12 protein-coding genes and 1 pseudogene are annotated in these 18857 nt (G+C 44.4%); 8 read left to right on the top strand and 5 right to left on the bottom strand.

Features of this window, described 5'->3' with window-relative positions:
* Positions 1–151 precede the first annotated feature (151 nt).
* Complete coding sequence (locus QUA16_RS07950) at positions 152–1321, bottom strand: glycosyltransferase family 4 protein (RefSeq protein ID WP_333102605.1); 1170 nt, start codon at positions 1319–1321, stop codon at positions 152–154.
* A gap of 1193 nt (positions 1322–2514) precedes the next feature.
* Between QUA16_RS07950 and QUA16_RS07945 the strand changes: the two genes are divergently transcribed.
* Together QUA16_RS07945 and QUA16_RS07940 are read left to right on the top strand one after the other, a co-directional pair.
* The gene (locus QUA16_RS07945) at positions 2515–2655 is read left to right on the top strand and encodes a hypothetical protein (RefSeq protein ID WP_333102606.1); all 141 of its coding nucleotides are present in this window, start codon (positions 2515–2517) and stop codon (positions 2653–2655) included.
* Positions 2656–2679: 24 nt separating this feature from the next.
* A pseudogene (locus QUA16_RS07940) lies at positions 2680–2901 on the top strand (ATP-binding protein); the annotation flags it as partial.
* A 28-nt stretch (positions 2902–2929) separates the two neighbouring features.
* On the opposite strand, the gene QUA16_RS07935 reads toward QUA16_RS07940, so the two are convergent.
* Positions 2930–3655 carry a type II CAAX endopeptidase family protein gene (locus QUA16_RS07935; RefSeq protein WP_333102607.1) on the bottom strand — a complete coding sequence of 242 codons (726 nt, stop codon included), beginning with the start codon at positions 3653–3655 and terminating at the stop codon, positions 2930–2932.
* A gap of 329 nt (positions 3656–3984) precedes the next feature.
* Between QUA16_RS07935 and QUA16_RS07930 the strand changes: the two genes are divergently transcribed.
* Together QUA16_RS07930 and QUA16_RS07925 are read left to right on the top strand one after the other, a co-directional pair.
* Positions 3985–5574 carry an Hsp70 family protein gene (locus QUA16_RS07930; protein ID WP_333102608.1) on the top strand — a complete coding sequence of 530 codons (1590 nt, stop codon included), beginning with the start codon at positions 3985–3987 and terminating at the stop codon, positions 5572–5574.
* A 129-nt stretch (positions 5575–5703) separates the two neighbouring features.
* Complete coding sequence (locus QUA16_RS07925) at positions 5704–6531, top strand: YwqG family protein (protein ID WP_333102609.1); 828 nt, start codon at positions 5704–5706, stop codon at positions 6529–6531.
* Positions 6532–6728: 197 nt separating this feature from the next.
* On the opposite strand, the gene QUA16_RS07920 is transcribed toward QUA16_RS07925, so the two are convergent.
* Together QUA16_RS07920 and QUA16_RS07915 are read right to left on the bottom strand one after the other, a co-directional pair.
* Positions 6729–7250 (bottom strand): L,D-transpeptidase, encoded by a 522-nt coding sequence (locus tag QUA16_RS07920; protein ID WP_333102610.1) that lies wholly within the window; start codon positions 7248–7250, stop codon positions 6729–6731.
* 101 nt (positions 7251–7351) lie between these two features.
* Positions 7352–7990 carry a bifunctional 4-hydroxy-2-oxoglutarate aldolase/2-dehydro-3-deoxy-phosphogluconate aldolase gene (locus QUA16_RS07915; RefSeq protein WP_333102611.1) on the bottom strand — a complete coding sequence of 213 codons (639 nt, stop codon included), beginning with the start codon at positions 7988–7990 and terminating at the stop codon, positions 7352–7354.
* A gap of 372 nt (positions 7991–8362) precedes the next feature.
* Between QUA16_RS07915 and QUA16_RS07910 the strand changes: the two genes are divergently transcribed.
* Positions 8363–8545, top strand: coding sequence for a hypothetical protein (locus QUA16_RS07910; protein WP_333102612.1), 183 nt, complete (start codon positions 8363–8365; stop codon positions 8543–8545).
* A gap of 297 nt (positions 8546–8842) precedes the next feature.
* On the opposite strand, the gene ftsH3 is transcribed toward QUA16_RS07910, so the two are convergent.
* Positions 8843–10681, bottom strand: coding sequence for an ATP-dependent zinc metalloprotease FtsH3 (gene ftsH3, locus QUA16_RS07905; protein ID WP_006633639.1), 1839 nt, complete (start codon positions 10679–10681; stop codon positions 8843–8845).
* Between the two features lie 284 nt (positions 10682–10965).
* On the opposite strand from ftsH3, the gene QUA16_RS07900 reads away from it, so the two are divergent.
* From QUA16_RS07900 to QUA16_RS07890, 3 genes are all read left to right on the top strand, one after another.
* Positions 10966–11349 (top strand): hypothetical protein, encoded by a 384-nt coding sequence (locus QUA16_RS07900; RefSeq protein ID WP_333102613.1) that lies wholly within the window; start codon positions 10966–10968, stop codon positions 11347–11349.
* Positions 11350–11581: 232 nt separating this feature from the next.
* On the top strand, positions 11582–12913 hold the full coding sequence (locus tag QUA16_RS07895; RefSeq protein WP_333102615.1) for a DUF268 domain-containing protein: 1332 nt from the start codon (positions 11582–11584) through the stop codon (positions 12911–12913).
* A gap of 97 nt (positions 12914–13010) precedes the next feature.
* Entirely contained in the window at positions 13011–18638 is a 5628-nt protein-coding gene (locus tag QUA16_RS07890) for a glycosyltransferase (protein WP_333102616.1), read from the top strand.
* Positions 18639–18857 lie beyond the last annotated feature (219 nt).

The raw sequence follows: 18857 nt of genomic DNA, 5'->3' as shown, positions 1-18857 counted from the left end.
TATTCCCTCGTCGCTGCGGTCAGAACTCGTGTCGAGACTGCTGCGTAGAAAATAGGACACAGGGGATTTTAGTTGTGGCAGAAGAACCCCACCAAACGATATTGAGTTTCTCCTCAGAATCCCGCACCTAAAACGCCCGTAGCGCCCAATTTCAAATGGCGGCGCGACTGTTAGCATACAACCGGATTTTTTTTTCTCCCTTGAAGGGAGAACAGGAATCTATGTTAACCTCGCCCTGCTTAGATTTGTCTACAGCAACTTTCAATGCCGCTTCAAAATGAGCCGTGGCATCATCCCAAGTATAATTGTTCACCTTGGCATAGGCGGCTTCAGACATGGCTTGCCACTTGGAAGTTGGCATCTGACAGATACGCTCTATGGCTTTTGCCATTTCTTCGGGATCTTCTGGTCTTACAAGTATGCCAGTACCGTCGCTCAAAATTTCAGGAGCAGCGCCTGCTGGGGTACTGATGACGGGAGTGCGGCACGCCATCGCTTCGATAATTGGCAAGCCGAAGCCTTCTGAGCGGCTCGCCAGCAGCCAAGCATCGCATTTGCTGTAATAGTCTTTGATTTTGTCTTGGTCGGGTTGAATTACATACTCGGCATTGGCCGGTAGGGGCAATTCCGAGGATGGGGCCCCTGTACCGAAGGCAACCAGACGCAGGTTGGGGATCTTTTCGGCTGCTAGGGAAAAAGCTTTGAGGGCGATGTCGGTTCCTTTCCAGTAGATTGTAGAATACATTAGACCAACTGTAGGAACCGATTGTTTGTTGCGAGGACAGGCGTAAAATTGCTTGGTGTCCACGGTAGGAGGAGCTAAGGAAACTTTCTCATCGCCATATTTAGTCCGAGCTAGCTCAACTAACCACTCAGAGATCGTGATTTTGTGCATGGGCAGCATCCAAGTTGCCTCTACTCTACCTTGAGGTAGATAGTCAAAAACTTCGTGGTGCTGGATAAAATAAGCTTTTGCTCCTTTTCTAGGAGAGAGTTTGGCTACCCACTCGGCGGTTTCCCACCAGGTGGCAACTACTACGTCAGCGTCAGGTACATCTTTGTCCTCTACCGGGCGGTAGCGATCGATAATTTTGTGTTCTACACCTAAGTTATCGAAAAATGAGGGTTCGTTTTCAGGTGGGGAAATCCAACCCCCTCCCCGCAGCAGCGACTTGACTTGCTGGCGCATACTCGGTTGGGCGTGGGGTAGAGAGATGACGAACACGGAGTGTCCTCGCTTTCTCAAAAGTTCTGCGAAAATAGATATTACTCGTATTCCACCAGTTAGAGACAGAGTAGGAAGAACAAAGGTGATTTTCATTTTTAAGTCCCGCTGACGACTTAAACTCGCTTTCGGCGCTGCTACCAGCGCTGATGTTAGAGCCCAAAAGGAAAGGGGGGCGGGTGAATATTAATTACCGCTTTCCTGGTGTTTACATAGAATCCAACCGATCGACTGTTCGCAACACCCCAATATCTATCTGCCAAAACTTGAATGTCATTGCAATGATAATAACGATGGATGCGATCACGGAACAGTTCCCATAGGGATAATTTGCAGGTAAGCGAAATTTCCCCCTGAAGATGGATACCTCATCAAATAGGATCTTTTTTCGCGACAAACACCAAGCTAGACCACAGCATCTGTTAAAGATAACATCATTTACTATCCAACGGACAGGGATGTACGGGAAACCGAATATCAGCCAACTTTTAATGTGGGGATAAAGGTAGCATTAACAACAATACGCAGGATATTGATATCGCCTTTGGCCAAATTTTATACTGGATTCAAGAGGGGAATTCTTACCTTGAGAATGTTGATTGCCCCATTGAACTAACAGATATAAATACCATCAGTGGCTATGATTTTTTGGTAACTGTGGTGTCGGTATTGCTTGATACACTATCCTATTTTTTCAAGATTCAGAGATGGTGGTTTTCTCAGATACCTGCAAGGGCGCGATCGCGCGAATGACCGTTGTGGACGCGCAAATGAGGGGAGAAACCCTGTTTTTCAAGCGATATCCCTCGCCCTCAGTTTTCGTATGTTCATGAAAAAACCTGGTTGATGCGTCCACTGTTTGAAAAAATAGGTTGCCCAATCGTGCTACAGAACATAGAGTTTCACCGATATAAATTTAATTAGCTGCCTGAGTTTTAAATTTGTTAATAAAAGGCGCTCGCCTGAAAAATTTGCCACAAGAAACTGCCACTGCGGGGCAGAGTATATGTAGCGTTCCTGCCCAATTCCGGTCTAAGTAATTACCGTAACAAAACTTGAGCAGCAACTTATCAAATGACCCTATAAAGATCAAAGGAATACTCCAGGGGGATCGGCCTATATCGTGCAAACTTTGACTCCTAAGCAGTAGCAGCAGCTTCGTGATATGTATCAAACGATTTCGCCTACAAAAAATTGGATGTTATGAAAGCATAATTTTTCCTAAGTTGGCAATTCCAGATGACAATCGGTGTGATCTTGGGGACCGGGCCGCCGATGCTTGTAGCGATATGTGGGCCAGTTTTCATGCAGCTAAAATTATGCGATCGCAAGCAAAACCGAACCTAGAATTAAAAGCAAATGCCTTAACCGCAGGCATCTTCCTGTGGGAAGATATGAACGTTCGATTATTGCACAGCATCAGTCAATAGCCCAGTTCGGATATTCCGGCTGCTGAAGAATGGATTAGTTTTAAAGTCAGCGATACTGGAATTGGAATGAATACAGAGTAAATTGAGAGAGTATTTCAAGCTTTTAGGCAAGCGGACGAGTCTACTACTCGCCGATACGGCGGTACGGGTTTGGGATTGGCAATCGCCCAGAAATTCTGTCAGATGATGCGGGGAGATATTAGTCGGGAGAACGAGTTGGGAAAAGTGTCAATTTTTACTGTATAATTGCCGACGATAGTCGCTGAAAAAGCAGCTAGTTAAAGAGGATTTGCCAACCAATAATTGCCAAGGCCAAATCTGCGATCGCGTGGCTGATATAACTCGACCAAAGCGAACGGTAAGTTAGATAAGAATGCGACCAAATTATCCCGGCGGCGAAGACAGCTAAGGAGCCTAATAGCACAGCCTGCCAGTCGCTGTAAGCTGCTATTACAAAAATGTGGTGGAGGGTGAAAAATAGCGAACTCAGAAATATTGCTTTTGTGCCCGGTATGAGAATCTGGCACTTGTTGCAGACAAACCAGCGCCAAGTAAATTCTTCTATCAGCGAGTTAACTAGCACAAAATATGCTTCTACAATCAAGTAAATAGTAGGGCTGCTAATACCTAATTGGTAGGATTTTTCTTTAGCAACTACAGGATCGATCCAGTGCTGACCAAAAAGGCTATAGATACCCAGAATTACCGCAAACATGAATATTCCCCAAATAGATCCAGCCAGCAATTCTTGGCGCTTGGGTAGGGATAAACTGAGCTTTTCGCGATCGACAAAAACAGACCACGCGATCGGAAAAACTAGCAACCAAACTTGACAAAAGACAGACAGTGTTTGTCCCCAGCTTCCAGGGGCAATATACAAGGCTGCTATGATACCCATACTAGCCGCAGGGACAAGCAGTGTTAGAGCCAATAGTGCTGATTTGCGATCGCCCATATCCAGCATTTTGCAGGCTTCCTTAAAAAATTGGATTGAGATCAAAGGAAAAAGCTTGGTGGCGGCGGACAAGTTATACCACTTTCAAGAAACAATGCAACTGTAGGCCAGTGTTCCAAACCCTTATGCCGTCAGCCATTCCCAAGTGTTTAATCTAAAATTTAAAATGGTATGAGTTTTGTGCCGCTTATAAAAGTGGCGCTTATTTGTTGCAACCAAAAATATGCAGTTGCACAAAATTGAAGACTCCGCTGCTAAAGCAGTTTTGATTGCAACTAAGTATTTATGCAAGCACAAGTTGATAATCTATTTGCATTTGGGGTTCAAAATACAATAATATGATTGAATCCTTCGTAGCTGTGTATTTTGGCTGAATGGCGATCGCAATTGATTTTGGAACTAGCAACACTGTCGTCGCTCGCTGGAATCAAGTCCTCCAGCAGCCCGAAACTTTGAAATTACCGGGATTGTCGGCAATCTCGGCTCAAAATCCGCCCCTAATTCCCAGTTTACTCTACGTTGAGGACGCTGATCAAAGTAAAGTCATACTCGGTCAGCAAGTCCGCGACAAAGGCCTGGATTTGAGTGGAGATTCTCGGTTTTTCCGCAATTTTAAGCGGGGAATTGGCACTTCGGTTCAGGGTTTTGTGCCGGAACTTGACGGGCAACTTATTACTTTTGAACAAGTAGGTGAGTGGTATTTGAGCCAAATTGTGAACTCAATTCGCGAACTGCCTTTGCCGATCGACTCTTTGATTTTTACAGTGCCTGTAGATAGTTTTGAAGCTTACCGCCATTGGTTGGGCAAAGTGTCTCAATCTCTGGAAGTAGAACAGGTGCGGATGTTGGACGAACCTACGGCGGCTGCTTTGGGTTACGGTTTAGCCGATCGCGAAAATCTGTTAGTCATTGATTTCGGCGGCGGAACTCTAGACCTTTCTTTGGTGCGTTTGGACGCTTCCTCCAATAAAAAGCCCCTCGGTTTTATTCTCAAGTGGGGCGAAAAATTATTAGCTGAATCTTCAGCGCAAAAAACAAAAGTTGCCCGGGTTTTGGCTAAAGCCGGACAAAATTTAGGCGGTTCTGATATTGATAATTGGCTGGTTGACTATTTTGTGCAAACAAAAGGGCTGGCAAAATCTCCCATTACAACGAGATTGGCAGAACGGTTAAAGATTCAGTTATCTTTGGTGAATCAGGCAGTTGAGGTTTATTTTGATGACGAAAATTTTGAGAGTTACGAATTAGAATTAGACCGAACTCGTTTTGAATCTATCCTCGTTGAACATCAGTTTTTTGACAAACTGGACGAGTGCATGAATCAAGTATTGCAGCAAGCGCGGCGCCAAGGCTTAGAAATTGGCGACATTGATGCAGTTTTGCTAGTTGGCGGTACTGTGCAAATTCCCGCTGTCGGGCGTTGGGTGCAGCAATATTTCGATACGGCAAAAATTCGCTGCGACAAACCCTTTGAGGCGATCGCCCAAGGTGCTCTGCAACTGAGTCAAGGCATAGAAATCAAAGATTTTCTCTATCACAGTTACGGAATTCGCTACTGGAACCGCCGCGAAAATTGCCACAGTTGGCACAGTTTAATTAAATCCGGCCAGTCTTATCCGATGAGCGAACCGGTAGAATTAGTCTTGGGGGCTTCTTTAGAAAGTCAGCCAAGTATAGAATTAATTATCGGCGAATTGGGAGCGGAAACTGGCGGCACGGAGATATATTTTGACGGCGACAGGCTAATTACTCGCCAACTCGCGGGCCAAACATCGGTACAGCCCCTAAATGATAAAGAAGGAGCCCGCAGCATCGCGCAATTGACGCCGCCTGGGTATCCGGGGAGCGATCGCATAAAAGTTTTATTCCGCGTTGACGAACAGCGCTTTTTACGCATTACCGTGGAAGATTTGCTGACAAATGAAACTTTGTTAGAGGATAAACCAGTGGTGCAGCTAAGTTAAGCATTCCTGAACGCATAGGAGCTCAGAAACCGGGTTTTTTAGGAAAATCCTTTGTTGCAGCCCGCCGATGAAGTGAAAAACCCGGTTTCTTTGATGGAGTGTGTCCAAGACTAAAATTATTAAAAGCAGATGAACTACAAACTAGAATTTCCACTCTCTCGAGAACTAGAAAAGTATCGCGACAGAATCGAAGCTACCATTAAACCTTACATCGAAATTCAAACCCAGAATAATGACCAGGTTAATTGGTGGCAGAGTAAATTTGGGGGATTGCCCTATTTACCTAAAGGCTTTGAATATCCCAAAACTTGTGACGGTAAATATTTATTTTTGCTAGCGCAACTCAACTTTGATGAAATACCGCCTTTAGATGGTTTTCCCGATCGGGGTATCTTACAGTTCTATATAGCTGACGATGACCTATATGGTTTAGATTTCGGCAATTACGCCAATGTAGATAATCCCGCAGTCGAGCAAAAATTCAAAATAATCTATTTTCCTCAGCCCGACTTCCAAGTTGAAAATATCATTACCAATTATGATTTTTTGCCGCCACCCCAATATTTTCCTGTTGATGGCTGTTGCAGCTTGCAGTTTACTAAAAAATATGCGCCCATTAGTACCAGTGACTACCAATTTACAGAAATTTTAGGCGCGGAAATTGAAGAGTTATTTATGAACTCTGAAATAGAGGATGAGTACCTAGAAATATCGCCTTCCTTTGGTCATAAAATAGGTGGTTATCCTGATTTTACACAAACCGACGTAAGAAAATATAGGAGTAACTCCACTCAAAAACAAAAGCCAGACATTCTTCTCTTCCAAATGGATACCGATTGCAATGAGACAGTAGATATCATGTGGGGAGACGGTGGTATAGGTAATTTTTTTATTGATGAATCAGCACTCCGGGAATTAGAGTTTAGTAAGGTTTTCTACAATTGGGATTGTGGTTGAAGGCAGCAGTTAAGCAAGTACGCGTAAAAAACCAGTCCTAGACGCACTACGACCAAAGAAACCGGGTTTTTTACTCAATCTAAGGGCTGTACCAAAGTATTTCGCAAAAAAACCCGGTTTCTGACCACCGGTGCATAAGTTCTAATAATGTTCGACGATGCCCGATGCCCGATGCCCCATGCCCCATGCCCAAGGGCCTAAATTTCAGATTTGTGCACCACCACTGGCGTTCCCACCGAAGCCCATTCAAATAGCCATTTAGCGTGATTTACAGCTACATTTGTGCAGCCGTGAGTAACGGGATTGCCAAACAAATTGTGCCAGTAAGCGCCGTGAATTGCCATGCCTCCGTCGTAATACATTGTATAGGGAACGTCGGGCACGTCGTAGTCTGGCCCAGTCATTCTAGCAACGCGGTATTTGGTTTGAACGGCAAAGGTTCCCGTGCGGGTGGGAGTCGATGATTTGCCGCTGGAAATAACCACCGCGTAAACGGGTGTATTTCCTTCCCAAGCTATTAACCTTTGTCTTGACAAATCTATTTCAATCCAGCGTTCGCTGGATTGCTGCAACTGCATAATTTTATTGGCAATTAGGTTGTGCTGTTCGCTGGCAAATGCGGTCATTGAACCGCCGCAGAATGTAGCAAAAGTGAGGGCGCAGCCGGCACAGAAAGTTCCAGCGCGACGGAAGTAAGTTGAGTTGATAATGCTGTTCATTTCTCACACCTCGTACTATTTTAGATTTTAGATTTTAGATTTTAGATTGGCTTGTCCTATTTTAGATTGTAGATTTGAAAAGTTGGATTGGGAAACGGGACTTAACAAGTTGTTAAGTTTTGGGAGAGAGTTCGGGCAATTTGGACGATCGCCCGCCAATCGCGATTTTCCACTAAGTGTTTAGGAAATAAGTCTCCGGCTAAACCAACGGCGATCGCCCCAGCGTCAATAAATACTTTCGCATTTTCCAACGTCACCCCGCCAGTGGGAATTAAAGGAATGTTTCCCAGGGGGCCTTGCAGGCTTTTCAGGTAAGCCGCGCCTCCCAAAGCCGATATCGGAAACACTTTAACGCAGGTAGCACCTGCTTGCCACGCGGTTACAATTTCCGTAGGAGAAAAAGCACCGGGGACGATCGGCACTCCCGCGTCAACGGCTGTTTTAATCATAGCTAAATCGGTGTGCGGAGTAAACAGAAATTGAGCGCCGCAGTCAATTGCTTGTTGCAACTCTTCTAAGTTTAATAAAGTGCCAGTACCAATACTAAAAGTAGGGAATTCGGAGCGGAGTTCGGCAATTACTTCAGCGGCTTTGTGGGTATTCCAAGTAATTTCAATAAACTGGATTCCTCCTGCTGCTACCGCTTTTGCCATCTGGGAAGCGAGTTCCTTTTCTGAGGAACGGATGACTGCGATCGCGCGGTGTTTTTTTAGTAGTGTCAACCAAGATTGATTATTCATACAAGTTTAGAGTTGAGAGTTTAGATTTTAGAATTTGGCGCGATCGGTCGAAGGATTTTAAAGTGGGCAGATCCCAAATTTGAAACTCATATCATTCTGACTAGCCTCTAATTTTAATACAGGTTGCTAACTTCGATATATGGCAAATTACAATATGTGCGACGTTCAATTTTTAACGGACAATCTAGGCAACAAAACCGCTGCAATTTTTGACCTCAAAAACCACAGAGATTTTTGAGCTGACGTGCTGGCTGAATGCGGCGAACCGACAGACTTTCAGTTTTTATATCAATTCCTGTTGTATCGGAATGATGAAACCGCTCTTGACACAGAGGATACAGAGAAAGGGAAGAGAGAGATGAATACAGGACGATGCCAACGGATTTGATATTAGTTGAGTCTCAAGGCGAAAAAGTCGTGGTGCTGCTTGACTTCCAGTACCCAGACGATATCTGGGAGGAGTTGAGGACTGTCGGATTATTGAATATAGAAAAGAGGAACCAAGAGTTCCCTGGGAAGAAGTTAAGCGCTAGCTGCTGGAAAAAGGTATGCTGAATGTCTGATATCATGTCCGATCGATTGACCATAATATCCCGGCTGGGCGGGTTTTTGAGATGGTCAATTATTGGCCGATATTATTGGTGAACCCGCCCCTACCTGATTTCGGGCGAAGCGACCGGACATAATATCATTCTTTAGATTAAATCTAAAATCCAAAATTTAAAATTTAAAATCGATCGATCGCACTCATAAAAAAATCGGGGCGATTCCAGACAATCCCAGAATCACCCCAATTATTGATTTCAAATTTTAGATTTGATCTAAAATCCAAAATCCAAAATCCAAAATTGATTAGGCGATGGTCGCCATTTTCACATCGCTATTAGCTAACAAATTTTGCAATTCATCAGCATCCACCGTTTCCTTTTCAACTAGCATATCTGCCAAGGCGTTCAGGACGTGGCGGTTGCCGACGAGTACATCTTTAGCGCGGCGGTAAGCTTGTTCTACCAACAAACGCACTTCATCGTCGATCGTCGCAGCAGTTTCTTCCGAGAAATCGCGTTCAGCCATGATATCGCGACCCATGAACATATTGCCTTGTTGGCGACCGAGAGCTACAGGGCCTAGCCGATCGCTCATTCCGAAGCGAGTCACCATTTGCCGCGCTACTCTTGCCACTTGCTGCAAGTCGTTCGACGCGCCAGTCGTTACTTCTTCTTCGCCGAAGACAATCTCTTCAGCAATGCGGCCGCCCAAAGCTACCGCCATTTGATTTTGCAAGTAAGACCGAGAATACAAGCCAGAATCCATCCGATCTTCGCTGGGTGTGAACCAAGTCAAACCGCCAGCGCGGCCGCGGGGGATAATGCTAATTTTCTGCACGGGGTCATAATCGGGCATCAGCGCGCCGACTAAAGCGTGACCGGCTTCGTGGTAAGCTACCAAAGTTTTGCGCTTTTCGCTCATCACGCGGTCTTTCTTTTCCGGGCCAGCGAGCACGCGGTCGATCGCGTCGTTGACTTCATCCATCGAGACTTCGGTCAAGTTGCGACGGGCGGCTAAAATTGCTGCTTCGTTGAGTAGGTTGGACAAATCCGCACCGGTGAAACCGGGTGTCCGGCGGGCGATTTTTTCCAAGTCCACGTCTTTTGACAAAGTTTTGCCGCGGGCGTGAACGTTGAGAATTTCTAGGCGGCCTCCGAAGTCGGGGCGATCGACTACAACTTGGCGATCGAAGCGACCCGGACGCAGCAGCGCCGCATCGAGCACGTCGGGGCGGTTGGTGGCAGCAATCAAAATGATGCCTGTATTGCCCTCAAAGCCGTCCATTTCTGTCAGCAACTGGTTGAGAGTTTGTTCCCGTTCGTCGTTACCACCGCCCAAACCAGCGCCCCGCTGGCGACCTACGGCGTCAATTTCATCGATAAATACGATACAAGGAGCGTTAGATTTAGCTTGTTCAAACAAGTCGCGGACGCGGGAAGCACCGACACCCACGAACATTTCCACAAATTCTGAACCGGAAATCGAGAAGAAGGGAACGCCTGCTTCTCCAGCCACTGCTTTTGCCAGCAGGGTTTTGCCAGTTCCGGGAGGGCCCACCAGCAGTACGCCTTTGGGGATTTTTGCTCCGACTGCGGTGAACCGGTCTGCATTTTTCAGGAAGTCCACGACTTCTGCGAGCTCTAGCTTGGCTTGTTCGATGCCGGCCACGTCGCCGAAAGTCACCTGAGTTTGTGGCTCCATTTGGACTCTAGCTTTGGATTTGCCGAAGTTCATGGCTTGGTTGCCGGGCCCGTTTTGGGCGCGCCGCACCAGGAAAAACAGTCCGACCAAAAGCAGAATCGGGAAGAACAGGCTGCTGAGGGCTTTTACCCAGAAGCCTTCGTCGCTTTGGGGCAGAACTGAAATATCTACGTTATTTTTGGTCAGGATGTTGATCAGTTCGGGGTCGTTCGGCAGGTTAACGAGTACCTTGTTGCCGTCCTGGGCTGTGACCAGGGCTTTGCTGCGATCGGAACTGATATTTATTTTGTCTACTCTCTTGCCTTCGACTTCCTGAATGAATTGACTGTACTTCCAAACTTCGCGGCTTGGGGGCTGTTTGTCAAAAAAAGCCGTTGCTAAGGCAATGACTACAATAGCCAGCAGTGCGTACAGGCCAGCGTTTCTCCACCGTTTATTCACCGAGGTCGATCCTCCTAATTTTTAGTCCCTGTGATCTGGGAATTTTTATTTATGTTCATCAATCTTAACGTAATTGTAACTTGTTTTTGTGTGGTGAGGAATCCCGGCCATGCTGTGGCGGTCTGATGTGGCGGGAACGGAACTTCTCATCTGCCCGCGAGTAAGCCATCAATTACAATATTAAATGATTTTTGTCAAGAGTTGGCGTCCCCCAGCCCACAAGGTTTTCGGCGATCGGCGGGCGATTTTCAGTTAATCTAGTAGAAACCAAGAAGTGAGCAGCGATGGGAATTACCTACACTACCTTAAAAATTAGAAATTTTTTGACTGACAGCGAGATAGTGGATCAGGAGGCAAAAGTAGATACAGGAGCGACGATGCTAGTTTTGCCCGAATCAACTGCTGCACAGTTTAACTTCCCTAAGATTAGGAAGCAGATAGTTAAGTATGCTAACGAGCAGACGGCCCAAAGAGATATTGTTGGTGGGGTTGAAGTCGAAGTGTGCGGTAGGAAAGGTTGGTTTGAAGCAATCGTCTCACCTGGGAAAAAGTATGCTTTACTCGGTGCTATGGTGATGGAGACGCTCGATTTGATTGTCGAGCCCAGAGGGTTGCAAATATATCCAAATCCGCGATCTCCGAATATGCCTATGGCTGAGATAGAGTAGAGCGTTGAATTTGTCAATTGAACGAGAGAGAGTGATGTTAAAGCTGCTCGCTTGCGATCGGATGTCTCAATCCTCAGCGTTTTCTATGTAAAATAATCCTGTGTGCGTGCAAAAACGTTGTATAAAATAGTAGGGACTATTCTGGGAACAACCAAAATGGGTGTTCAGCCCTTGCAAGCTTAAAGAACCTAGGAAACGATTACCAAGCAAACTCTAAATTCAGGAAGGTTTTATGATTTCAGATATAGAAAAAATGTTTGATGCTTTTGCTAGTTCCCGATCGGTAAATATCAATGCTCCCCAAATTCAAAAGTATAAACAAGACTTTATTGATTATTTTACCCGCTTTAACGAATCCGAAGAAGAATCAAAAGAATTCCCTAATACCATATTTTATCCTTGCCTGGGCGATGACCTGCCGAATACCCCGATCGACAAATATTATTTATACCAAGATACTTGGGCGAGCAGAAAAATTTTTGAACAAAAACCTTCTGCGGTTGTAGACATTGGTTCAACGGTACTTTATGCCAGTATCATCTCTCAATTTGTCCCGACAACTTTTGTCGATATCAGACCCCCAGAAATCAACTTACCTGGATTAAAATTAGTTGCTGGAAGCATTCTAGATCTGCCTTTTGAAGATGCCTCTCAAAGTTTTGTAACTTCCCTATGCGTTGTCGAACACATCGGTCTTGGCAGGTATGGAGACCCAATCATGCCAAATGGGACGCGACGTGCTTGTGCAGAAATAGACCGAATTCTTAAGCCGGGAGGTGAGTTAATTGTCAGTGTTCCATTGGGAACCAGTTGTATTGCATTTAACGCTCACCGCATCTTTTCAAAACAGCAATTTCTTTCCTATTTTCCAGGATACCAAATATTGGATGAAGTTTACTTAGCCCCTCACCCTTCAGAAGCTGATGTGGTAAAATCTTTGAGAGTTGGCGAGATGTGTGTTTATGTCGTTCATCTTAAAAAAATTCAAAGTAAAAGCGAGCTTGAAGTCCAATATTGGATCGCATCTGGCAAGCCGGTACCGCCTCCCCCAGCAATTAAACAGCAAGTCGTGAAAGATTATGCTCAGAGATTTTCACTAACTACTTTGGTAGAAACAGGAACCTACTTGGGAGACATGGTTTTCAGCATGAGGGATGTTTTCAGACAGATATTTTCTATTGAACTCAGCGTTCCGCTTTACTTAGAAGCAAAAGAAAGATTTAGCAGCCGCTCCCATATCCATATTTTACAGGGAGATAGCGCTCAAGTATTACCGAAAACTTTGACTTATCTTAATGAACCCTGCCTTTTTTGGCTGGACGGGCATTACTCAGCCGGAATCACGGCAAAAGGAGATTTAGAAACGCCTATCATGCAGGAGTTAGAAGCTATTTTATCACATTCCATTAAAAATCATGTCATCCTCATAGATGATGCCCGTGAATTTACAGGAATGAATGATTATCCAACTGTGAGTCAACTAAAAGAGTTTGTCGCCAAAAGCAGACCTGATTATCAAGTTGATTTAGAAAATGATATTCTGAGAATACACCAGCCTAGTTAGTCAAATTATTCGATTAATAAAAAGAGAATAATTTCATTCAATTGATGCTTAGATCAAATGGCAGAGCCATAAACAAATTAACAAAGGATACCCGAGAATGCTGTCAGTTATAGTTTTTTCCAAACATCGGCCCCTCCAACTGCAAGCTTACCTAGAAAGCCTGCTTTATTACTCAGATTTAGAAGAACGTAGCATCTATGTTTTGTACAAAGAGACAGGAGGAATATCCTATTGGGAGTTAATCAAAAAATACCCAAAAGTCAACTGGATAGAAGAGACAAACTTTTTGAGTGACTTAAAAAACATTTTTAAGTATGTAAAGCCATACGTTTTGTGGGGCTGTGATGATGTTTTCTATAAATCAATTTGTGATTTTAAAATTTGTATTAAAGCTCTTAGCGAAAAGCCAGAAATTTTTGGCTTTAGCCTCAGACTTGGCAGGAATATTCAGCCCTACCCTGAACTGATTAACCAAAAAGATTTTTTAATGTGGGATTGGACGCAGGTAGAATTGCCTCATCAGTCTTACGAAGCTGGTATCAGTGATTGGGCTTATCCCTGGGAAGTCAGCGGTTCTATTTACCGCAAAAGCGATATTTCAGAGTTTTTGAAGTTATCTAATCAACCAGTTAATCCGAACTACCTAGAAAGCAATGTAGCAGACTACTGCACTCGAACAAAATCATCTCAAAAGCGCAAATATCTTGCTTGCTTTGAACAGAGTAAGTGTCTAACTCTGACTATTAATAGAGTCCAAGAAACTCATAAAAATGCGTTTTGGACTACAAAAAAAACAGATGTAGATAGCCTTTTTAGATTTTTCCAGAGTGGGTATAGGCTGAATTGGAAAAAATATCATAACTGTCAAAACCCTTCAGTTCATGTGGGTTCTGACTACTTTGAATTAGAGAGCGAAAAGTTAGAGGGAAAGTCAGTGCCGAAAATTTCTGTAATTATCCCTTGCTACAACCAAGGGAGATATTTGTATGAAGCGCTTGAAAGTGTTGTCAAACAAACTTACCAAAATTTTGAAGTAATTATCGTCAATGATGGTAGTACCGATAACACTCAAGAAGTAGCTGAAGAATTTATTCGGATTCATCCTCAATATCAAATAAAACTGATCGCTCAAGCTAATTCTGGACAACCTGCTATTCCTCGAAATCGAGGAATTTCAGAAGCGAAGGGGGAATACATACTACCTCTCGATGCTGATGACCTGATTGATCCAACCATGCTAGAAGAATGCCTGAATTTATTAGAAACTAATACTTCAGTGGCTATTGCTTACAGCGATAGACAAGACTTTGGTGAATCCACTCAACTCATTTATGCTGGAAATTATGATTTTTCTAAACTAATCTACGCTAATCATATTTCTTACTGTACGCTGTACAGAAAGACAGTATGGGAAAACATTGGCGGCTATCGCACTAATGTTAAGGGTTGTGAAGACTGGGATTTTTGGATTGCTGCGGGTGTCAGAGGTTACTTTGGATATCGAATTCCTAAACCTTTATTTAAATATAGAAACAACCACACAGGCCTCTATCAAGAGGTTTTGAGAAACTACAAGAAGATATTTGCCAAAATTATTATCAATAATCGAGAGGCTTACAAGCAGGAAGAAATTTCTGCTGCTGAGCTTTTAGGGGATGAAATTTCCACTCAAGGATTAGAGGCAAATTTAGCGATAACAAGTACAGTAAGTTTGGCAGATACTGCGGTAAATAGCGATTTAAATGGAGTAAAATCTCCTCTAATATCTGTAATTATCCCCTGCTACAATCACGCAACTTTACTCAGAGAAGCTGTTGAAAGTGTTGTCCGTCAAACCTATCCAAACTGGGAGTGCATAATTGTCAATGATGGCAGCACTGATGATACCAGCAACTTGGGAAAATATTTAATTAAACTGTATCCTCAAAAATCGCTTCGCCTCATAGATAAACCCAACACGGGGCCGGCGGATTCGAGAAATGTTGGCGTTCAGCAGTCGTCAGGAAAGTTTATTTTATTCCTAGATGCTGATGATAAACTTCATCCCAAATTTCTAGAGGAGTGCCTGGAAATTTTATTAGCAAAACCCAAGGTTGGTTTTGTCTATACAGATGTGCAGCACTTCGGAGCAAACTGCGATTTAGTTGTTCACGGTGACTTTGATGCCAATCGGTTTTTGAGAGAAAATCAAGCCCCTGCTACTTCGCTCTTTAGAAGGGAGATTTACGAGCAAGTAGGTGGCTTGAAAAAAGTGATGAAGCTGGGATGCGAAGATTGGGAATTTTGGGTTTCTGCCTATGAAAAAGGTTGGTTAGGCGATCGATTACCTAAGCCTTACCTCTATTACAGGCAGCACGGCGACGGATCTAGCAGAACCCAAAAAATGGCTGGCGAGCGCCCAAAACTAGACTTAATGAGAGCCACAATTATTCACCTCCACTCTCAACTTTACAAACCAGAAGAAGTGCGTTGGTCACATCAAATTTTGCAGCAAAACGGCAATTTAATTGCTAATGAATTAGTTGAATTTAACAAACCCGAACAATTTTTAACTTTGCTCTCCCAATATGTGGGAGAGTATCAAAAAGACCAAGCTAATGAAGTAAACCTCGCTAACCTCCGCCAATCCCGGCAGCAACTTGCCAATTATTGGCTGAATCTGCCCGCCGAACAACTGGCAAATGCCTATGGCGGTGATGCAGGTAAGGCCCATCAGCTACTGCTAAACAGCAATATCAAAGATGAAGCGCTGACAGATGCCGAAAAGACTGTTATCGATCGACTAGCAGCACATCTCTCCCAGGGAGTTAAAAATCCCAAAGATATTAACTACCTACTAGCAGCTGCCCTCTATCGTCGTGCAGATCAGTTACTGCTGAACTATGAAAATGCAGTTATACCTAATTGGTTTGTCAACGACTATCTCAAATTTATGTTTGCTGCGCCTACTCTCTTTCAAGAAATAGGAGAGGCTGACAATTATTGTCGGTATGTGCAGGGATGGGTCAGTTATTTGCATAGCAATATCTTCAAGAACCAAAACTCACAAGTCTGGCAGGACATCGCCTGGTTTTTCACTCAAAGCGCTAACTTTATTCCTCTGTACTTCAATAGTGAAAATCTCAAGGATATATACACAAAGCGGGCAGATATTATTGAATATGCCATGAAAAATCGTGGCGCTGCGATTGATTGCATTTTTCCGGCTAGACCTGCGAATAGGCCGAAAATTCGCCTTGGTGTCCTGACTAAACATTTCGGGGCGATGACGGAAACTTTCGCTACTTTGCCAGCTTTTGAATATCTGAATCGAGAGCAATTTGAAATTATTTTATATGCTCTCAATCTCGACGGGAATAAACTAGAAAAGTATTGTCAGAGTCGCGCTGACAGACTGGTTAAACTGTCTAATGACTTGCCAACTCAAGTTCAGACAATCCGCGCTGATGATTTAGATATTCTGCTGATTGCTACCAATATTACTGCGGTTACTCATCCGATTAGTTTACTAGCACTGCATCGATTGGCGCGGGTACAAACTACCTGTTTTAATTCTCCCATTACTACAGGAATGCGACACATTGACTATTACATTGCTGGTAAGTTGATGGAGCCTGCGCCTGAAGGACAGGAGCATTATCGCGAGCAATTAGCAACTATTGACGGGCCTGGCTGCTGTTTTAGCTATACCCTCGAACCTTACACTCCTAACGTTAATTTCACCCGAAATAGTATCGGCATTTCCGAGGAATCGGTGGTCTTTATTTCGAGTGCGAACTTGTATAAGCTAGTGCCGGAGTTAAGGGAAACATGGGCAAAAATTATGGCGGCTGTTCCTAATTCTGTGCTGTTTTTAATGCCCTTCGGCCCTAGCTGGACTAATCATTATCCTGGAGGGGCTTTTGTGAATAATATGAAAGCCGTATTTGCTAAGTATGGCATTGAGAGTAATCGTTTGCGCGTGTTGAAGAGTTTTCCTAACCGTGCGGATGTTAAAGAAGTTTTGAAGTTGGGAGATGTTTATTTAGATTCCTATCCCTATGCAGGGACTACTTCCCTTGTAGATCCGTTAGAGGTGGGACTTCCAACTGTGGTTAGGGATGGTGATACTTTGCGATCGAGAATGGGGGCTGCGGTGGTACGATCGCTCTCTATGCCTGATTTAATTGCCAATAGCGAAGCATCTTACATTCAACTAGCAGTTACCCTCGGCACTAATCCTGAACTTCGGCAGCGCTATCGCCAGGAAATTCAGCAGAAAATGCAAGCTAATCCGGCTTGTTTTGACAGTGTGGCATACTCTGGGGCGATCGGCAAATTATTCCAAGAACTCTTTGGCAACTGGCAAAGCAGCCACCTGGAAGCATCGCACAACTTACAGGATAGCATTCCCAAGCAGCCAGATTTCGACGAGATTCTCTCGAACACCGTCAACCTTTACCAACGAAACTCCTCAAACATCTCAGCAATATCCGAACTGCGTCAAATCCGCAAACAAATCGCTGATTTTTGGGTGAACATTCCCACCAAAAACCTCGAAACCGCCTACAAAAGCGCTTCAGGTAACAGCTATAAAATCCTGCTCAAGAGCGGCTTTCAACGTCAAGCGATGATCGAAAGCGAACAAATGTTTTTGCAGCAATTAACCCAGATTAGCAAAGGATTAGTGCATCCCAAAGCTGTCAACGCCTTGCTTGCCGCGATGCTGTATTTCCCGCCGGGAACCATGCGAATTCCCGACGCTCGCAACCGCTTGCCGCACTGGTTAATTGGGGATTACGAACAAGTTTTTGAGACGGAAGCCGCCGCCAAGTCTGATTCTACTTCTGACTTGCTAGCTCAATACATTCAATCACCACAATTTGGGAATCAACTGTTAGGATGCGTCAATCTTTACCGCATCGATCCGTCAGACGAATCGGTTGTTTTGGAACTCCGCCAAATCAGAAAACAAATGGCTGATTTTTGGCTGACTGTTCCTTCAGAAAAACTCGAAAGTTTTTACCGAGGAGAGGTTCGCAAGGGATATCAAGCAATACTTAGCTGCGGCTTGCAAGCAGAATCAATGACTGAAGCCGAACAGCAGTTTTTGCAGAGATTGACTGAAATTAGCAAAGGGTTGGTGCAGCCTCAAGCTATCAATGCTCTGCTGGGGGCAATGCTGTATTTTGTACCCGGTAAAATGCGGGTTCCCGATGCTCGCACCCGCTTGCCGCAGTGGTTGCTTGAAGATTACGAAAAGGTGTTTGAAAGCGCATTTACGACAACAGAACAACCACTTGTCAAACAAGATTATCTGCCGCAGTTTCTCAATCAATTAACTGCTGGGGTCAATCTCTATGAAATCGACCCGACGGCTGAATTGGTAATAGCAGATTTGCGGCATATTCGCAAGCAAATTGCCGATTTGTGGCTGAGCGTTTCCGGCGAACAAGTAGAAGTTTTGTACCGGAGCGATTTTGGTAAGGGTTACAAAGCAATGCTGGGCAGCGGGTTTATTAAGGAGCCATTGAATGAGAGCGATCGCGAGTTTTTTAACTCGTTGGTTGTTGAGTTGAGTAAGGGGTTTGGAGCGCCTAAAGCTGTAAATAATTTGTTGGCGGCGATGCTGTATTGTCGCCCTGGACTGTTACGGGTTCAGGATGCAAATACTTGTTTGCCGGAGTGGTTGTTGGCGGATTACGAGCAGTTTGTTGGGGGTGCCGTTAAGGTGGCTGTGGGGTAAACGAAGGCGGAGTAGGCGATATCTGTAGGGAAACGGCACTGCCCATTAATGTCAACTTAAGCTTTTAGTCCGCCAGTTCTCCCGCTCACCCGGCAGTCCGCCAGGGAATGAATTCCCTGTCTAATAGCGAAAGTCCTCTGAAAGAGGACTGAGAAGAAGAATTCTTAACTCATTAGTCCTCTTTGAGAGGACTTTCGCTTTGAGGCAGGGGTTTCAACC

Source organism: Microcoleus sp. S13_C3 (genome assembly GCF_036700905.1).
In the GTDB taxonomy this organism is placed as follows: Bacteria; Cyanobacteriota; Cyanobacteriia; order Cyanobacteriales; family Microcoleaceae; genus Microcoleus.
This window is presented reverse-complemented; position numbering and strand designations above follow the sequence as displayed.

What these genes read in the sequence shown, in the direction of transcription:
- QUA16_RS07920 (WP_333102610.1), bottom strand. Translation starts at nt 7,250, where the DNA reads ATGAACAGCATTATCAACTCAACTTACTTCCGTCGCGCTGGAACTTTC.
- QUA16_RS07890 (WP_333102616.1), top strand. Translation starts at nt 13,011, where the DNA reads ATGCTGTCAGTTATAGTTTTTTCCAAACATCGGCCCCTCCAACTGCAA.
- QUA16_RS07925 (WP_333102609.1), top strand. Translation starts at nt 5,704, where the DNA reads ATGAACTACAAACTAGAATTTCCACTCTCTCGAGAACTAGAAAAGTAT.
- QUA16_RS07950 (WP_333102605.1), bottom strand. Translation starts at nt 1,321, where the DNA reads ATGAAAATCACCTTTGTTCTTCCTACTCTGTCTCTAACTGGTGGAATA.
- QUA16_RS07915 (WP_333102611.1), bottom strand. Translation starts at nt 7,990, where the DNA reads ATGAATAATCAATCTTGGTTGACACTACTAAAAAAACACCGCGCGATC.
- QUA16_RS07945 (WP_333102606.1), top strand. Translation starts at nt 2,515, where the DNA reads ATGTGGGCCAGTTTTCATGCAGCTAAAATTATGCGATCGCAAGCAAAA.
- QUA16_RS07910 (WP_333102612.1), top strand. Translation starts at nt 8,363, where the DNA reads ATGCCAACGGATTTGATATTAGTTGAGTCTCAAGGCGAAAAAGTCGTG.
- QUA16_RS07900 (WP_333102613.1), top strand. Translation starts at nt 10,966, where the DNA reads ATGGGAATTACCTACACTACCTTAAAAATTAGAAATTTTTTGACTGAC.
- QUA16_RS07930 (WP_333102608.1), top strand. Translation starts at nt 3,985, where the DNA reads ATGGCGATCGCAATTGATTTTGGAACTAGCAACACTGTCGTCGCTCGC.
- QUA16_RS07895 (WP_333102615.1), top strand. Translation starts at nt 11,582, where the DNA reads ATGATTTCAGATATAGAAAAAATGTTTGATGCTTTTGCTAGTTCCCGA.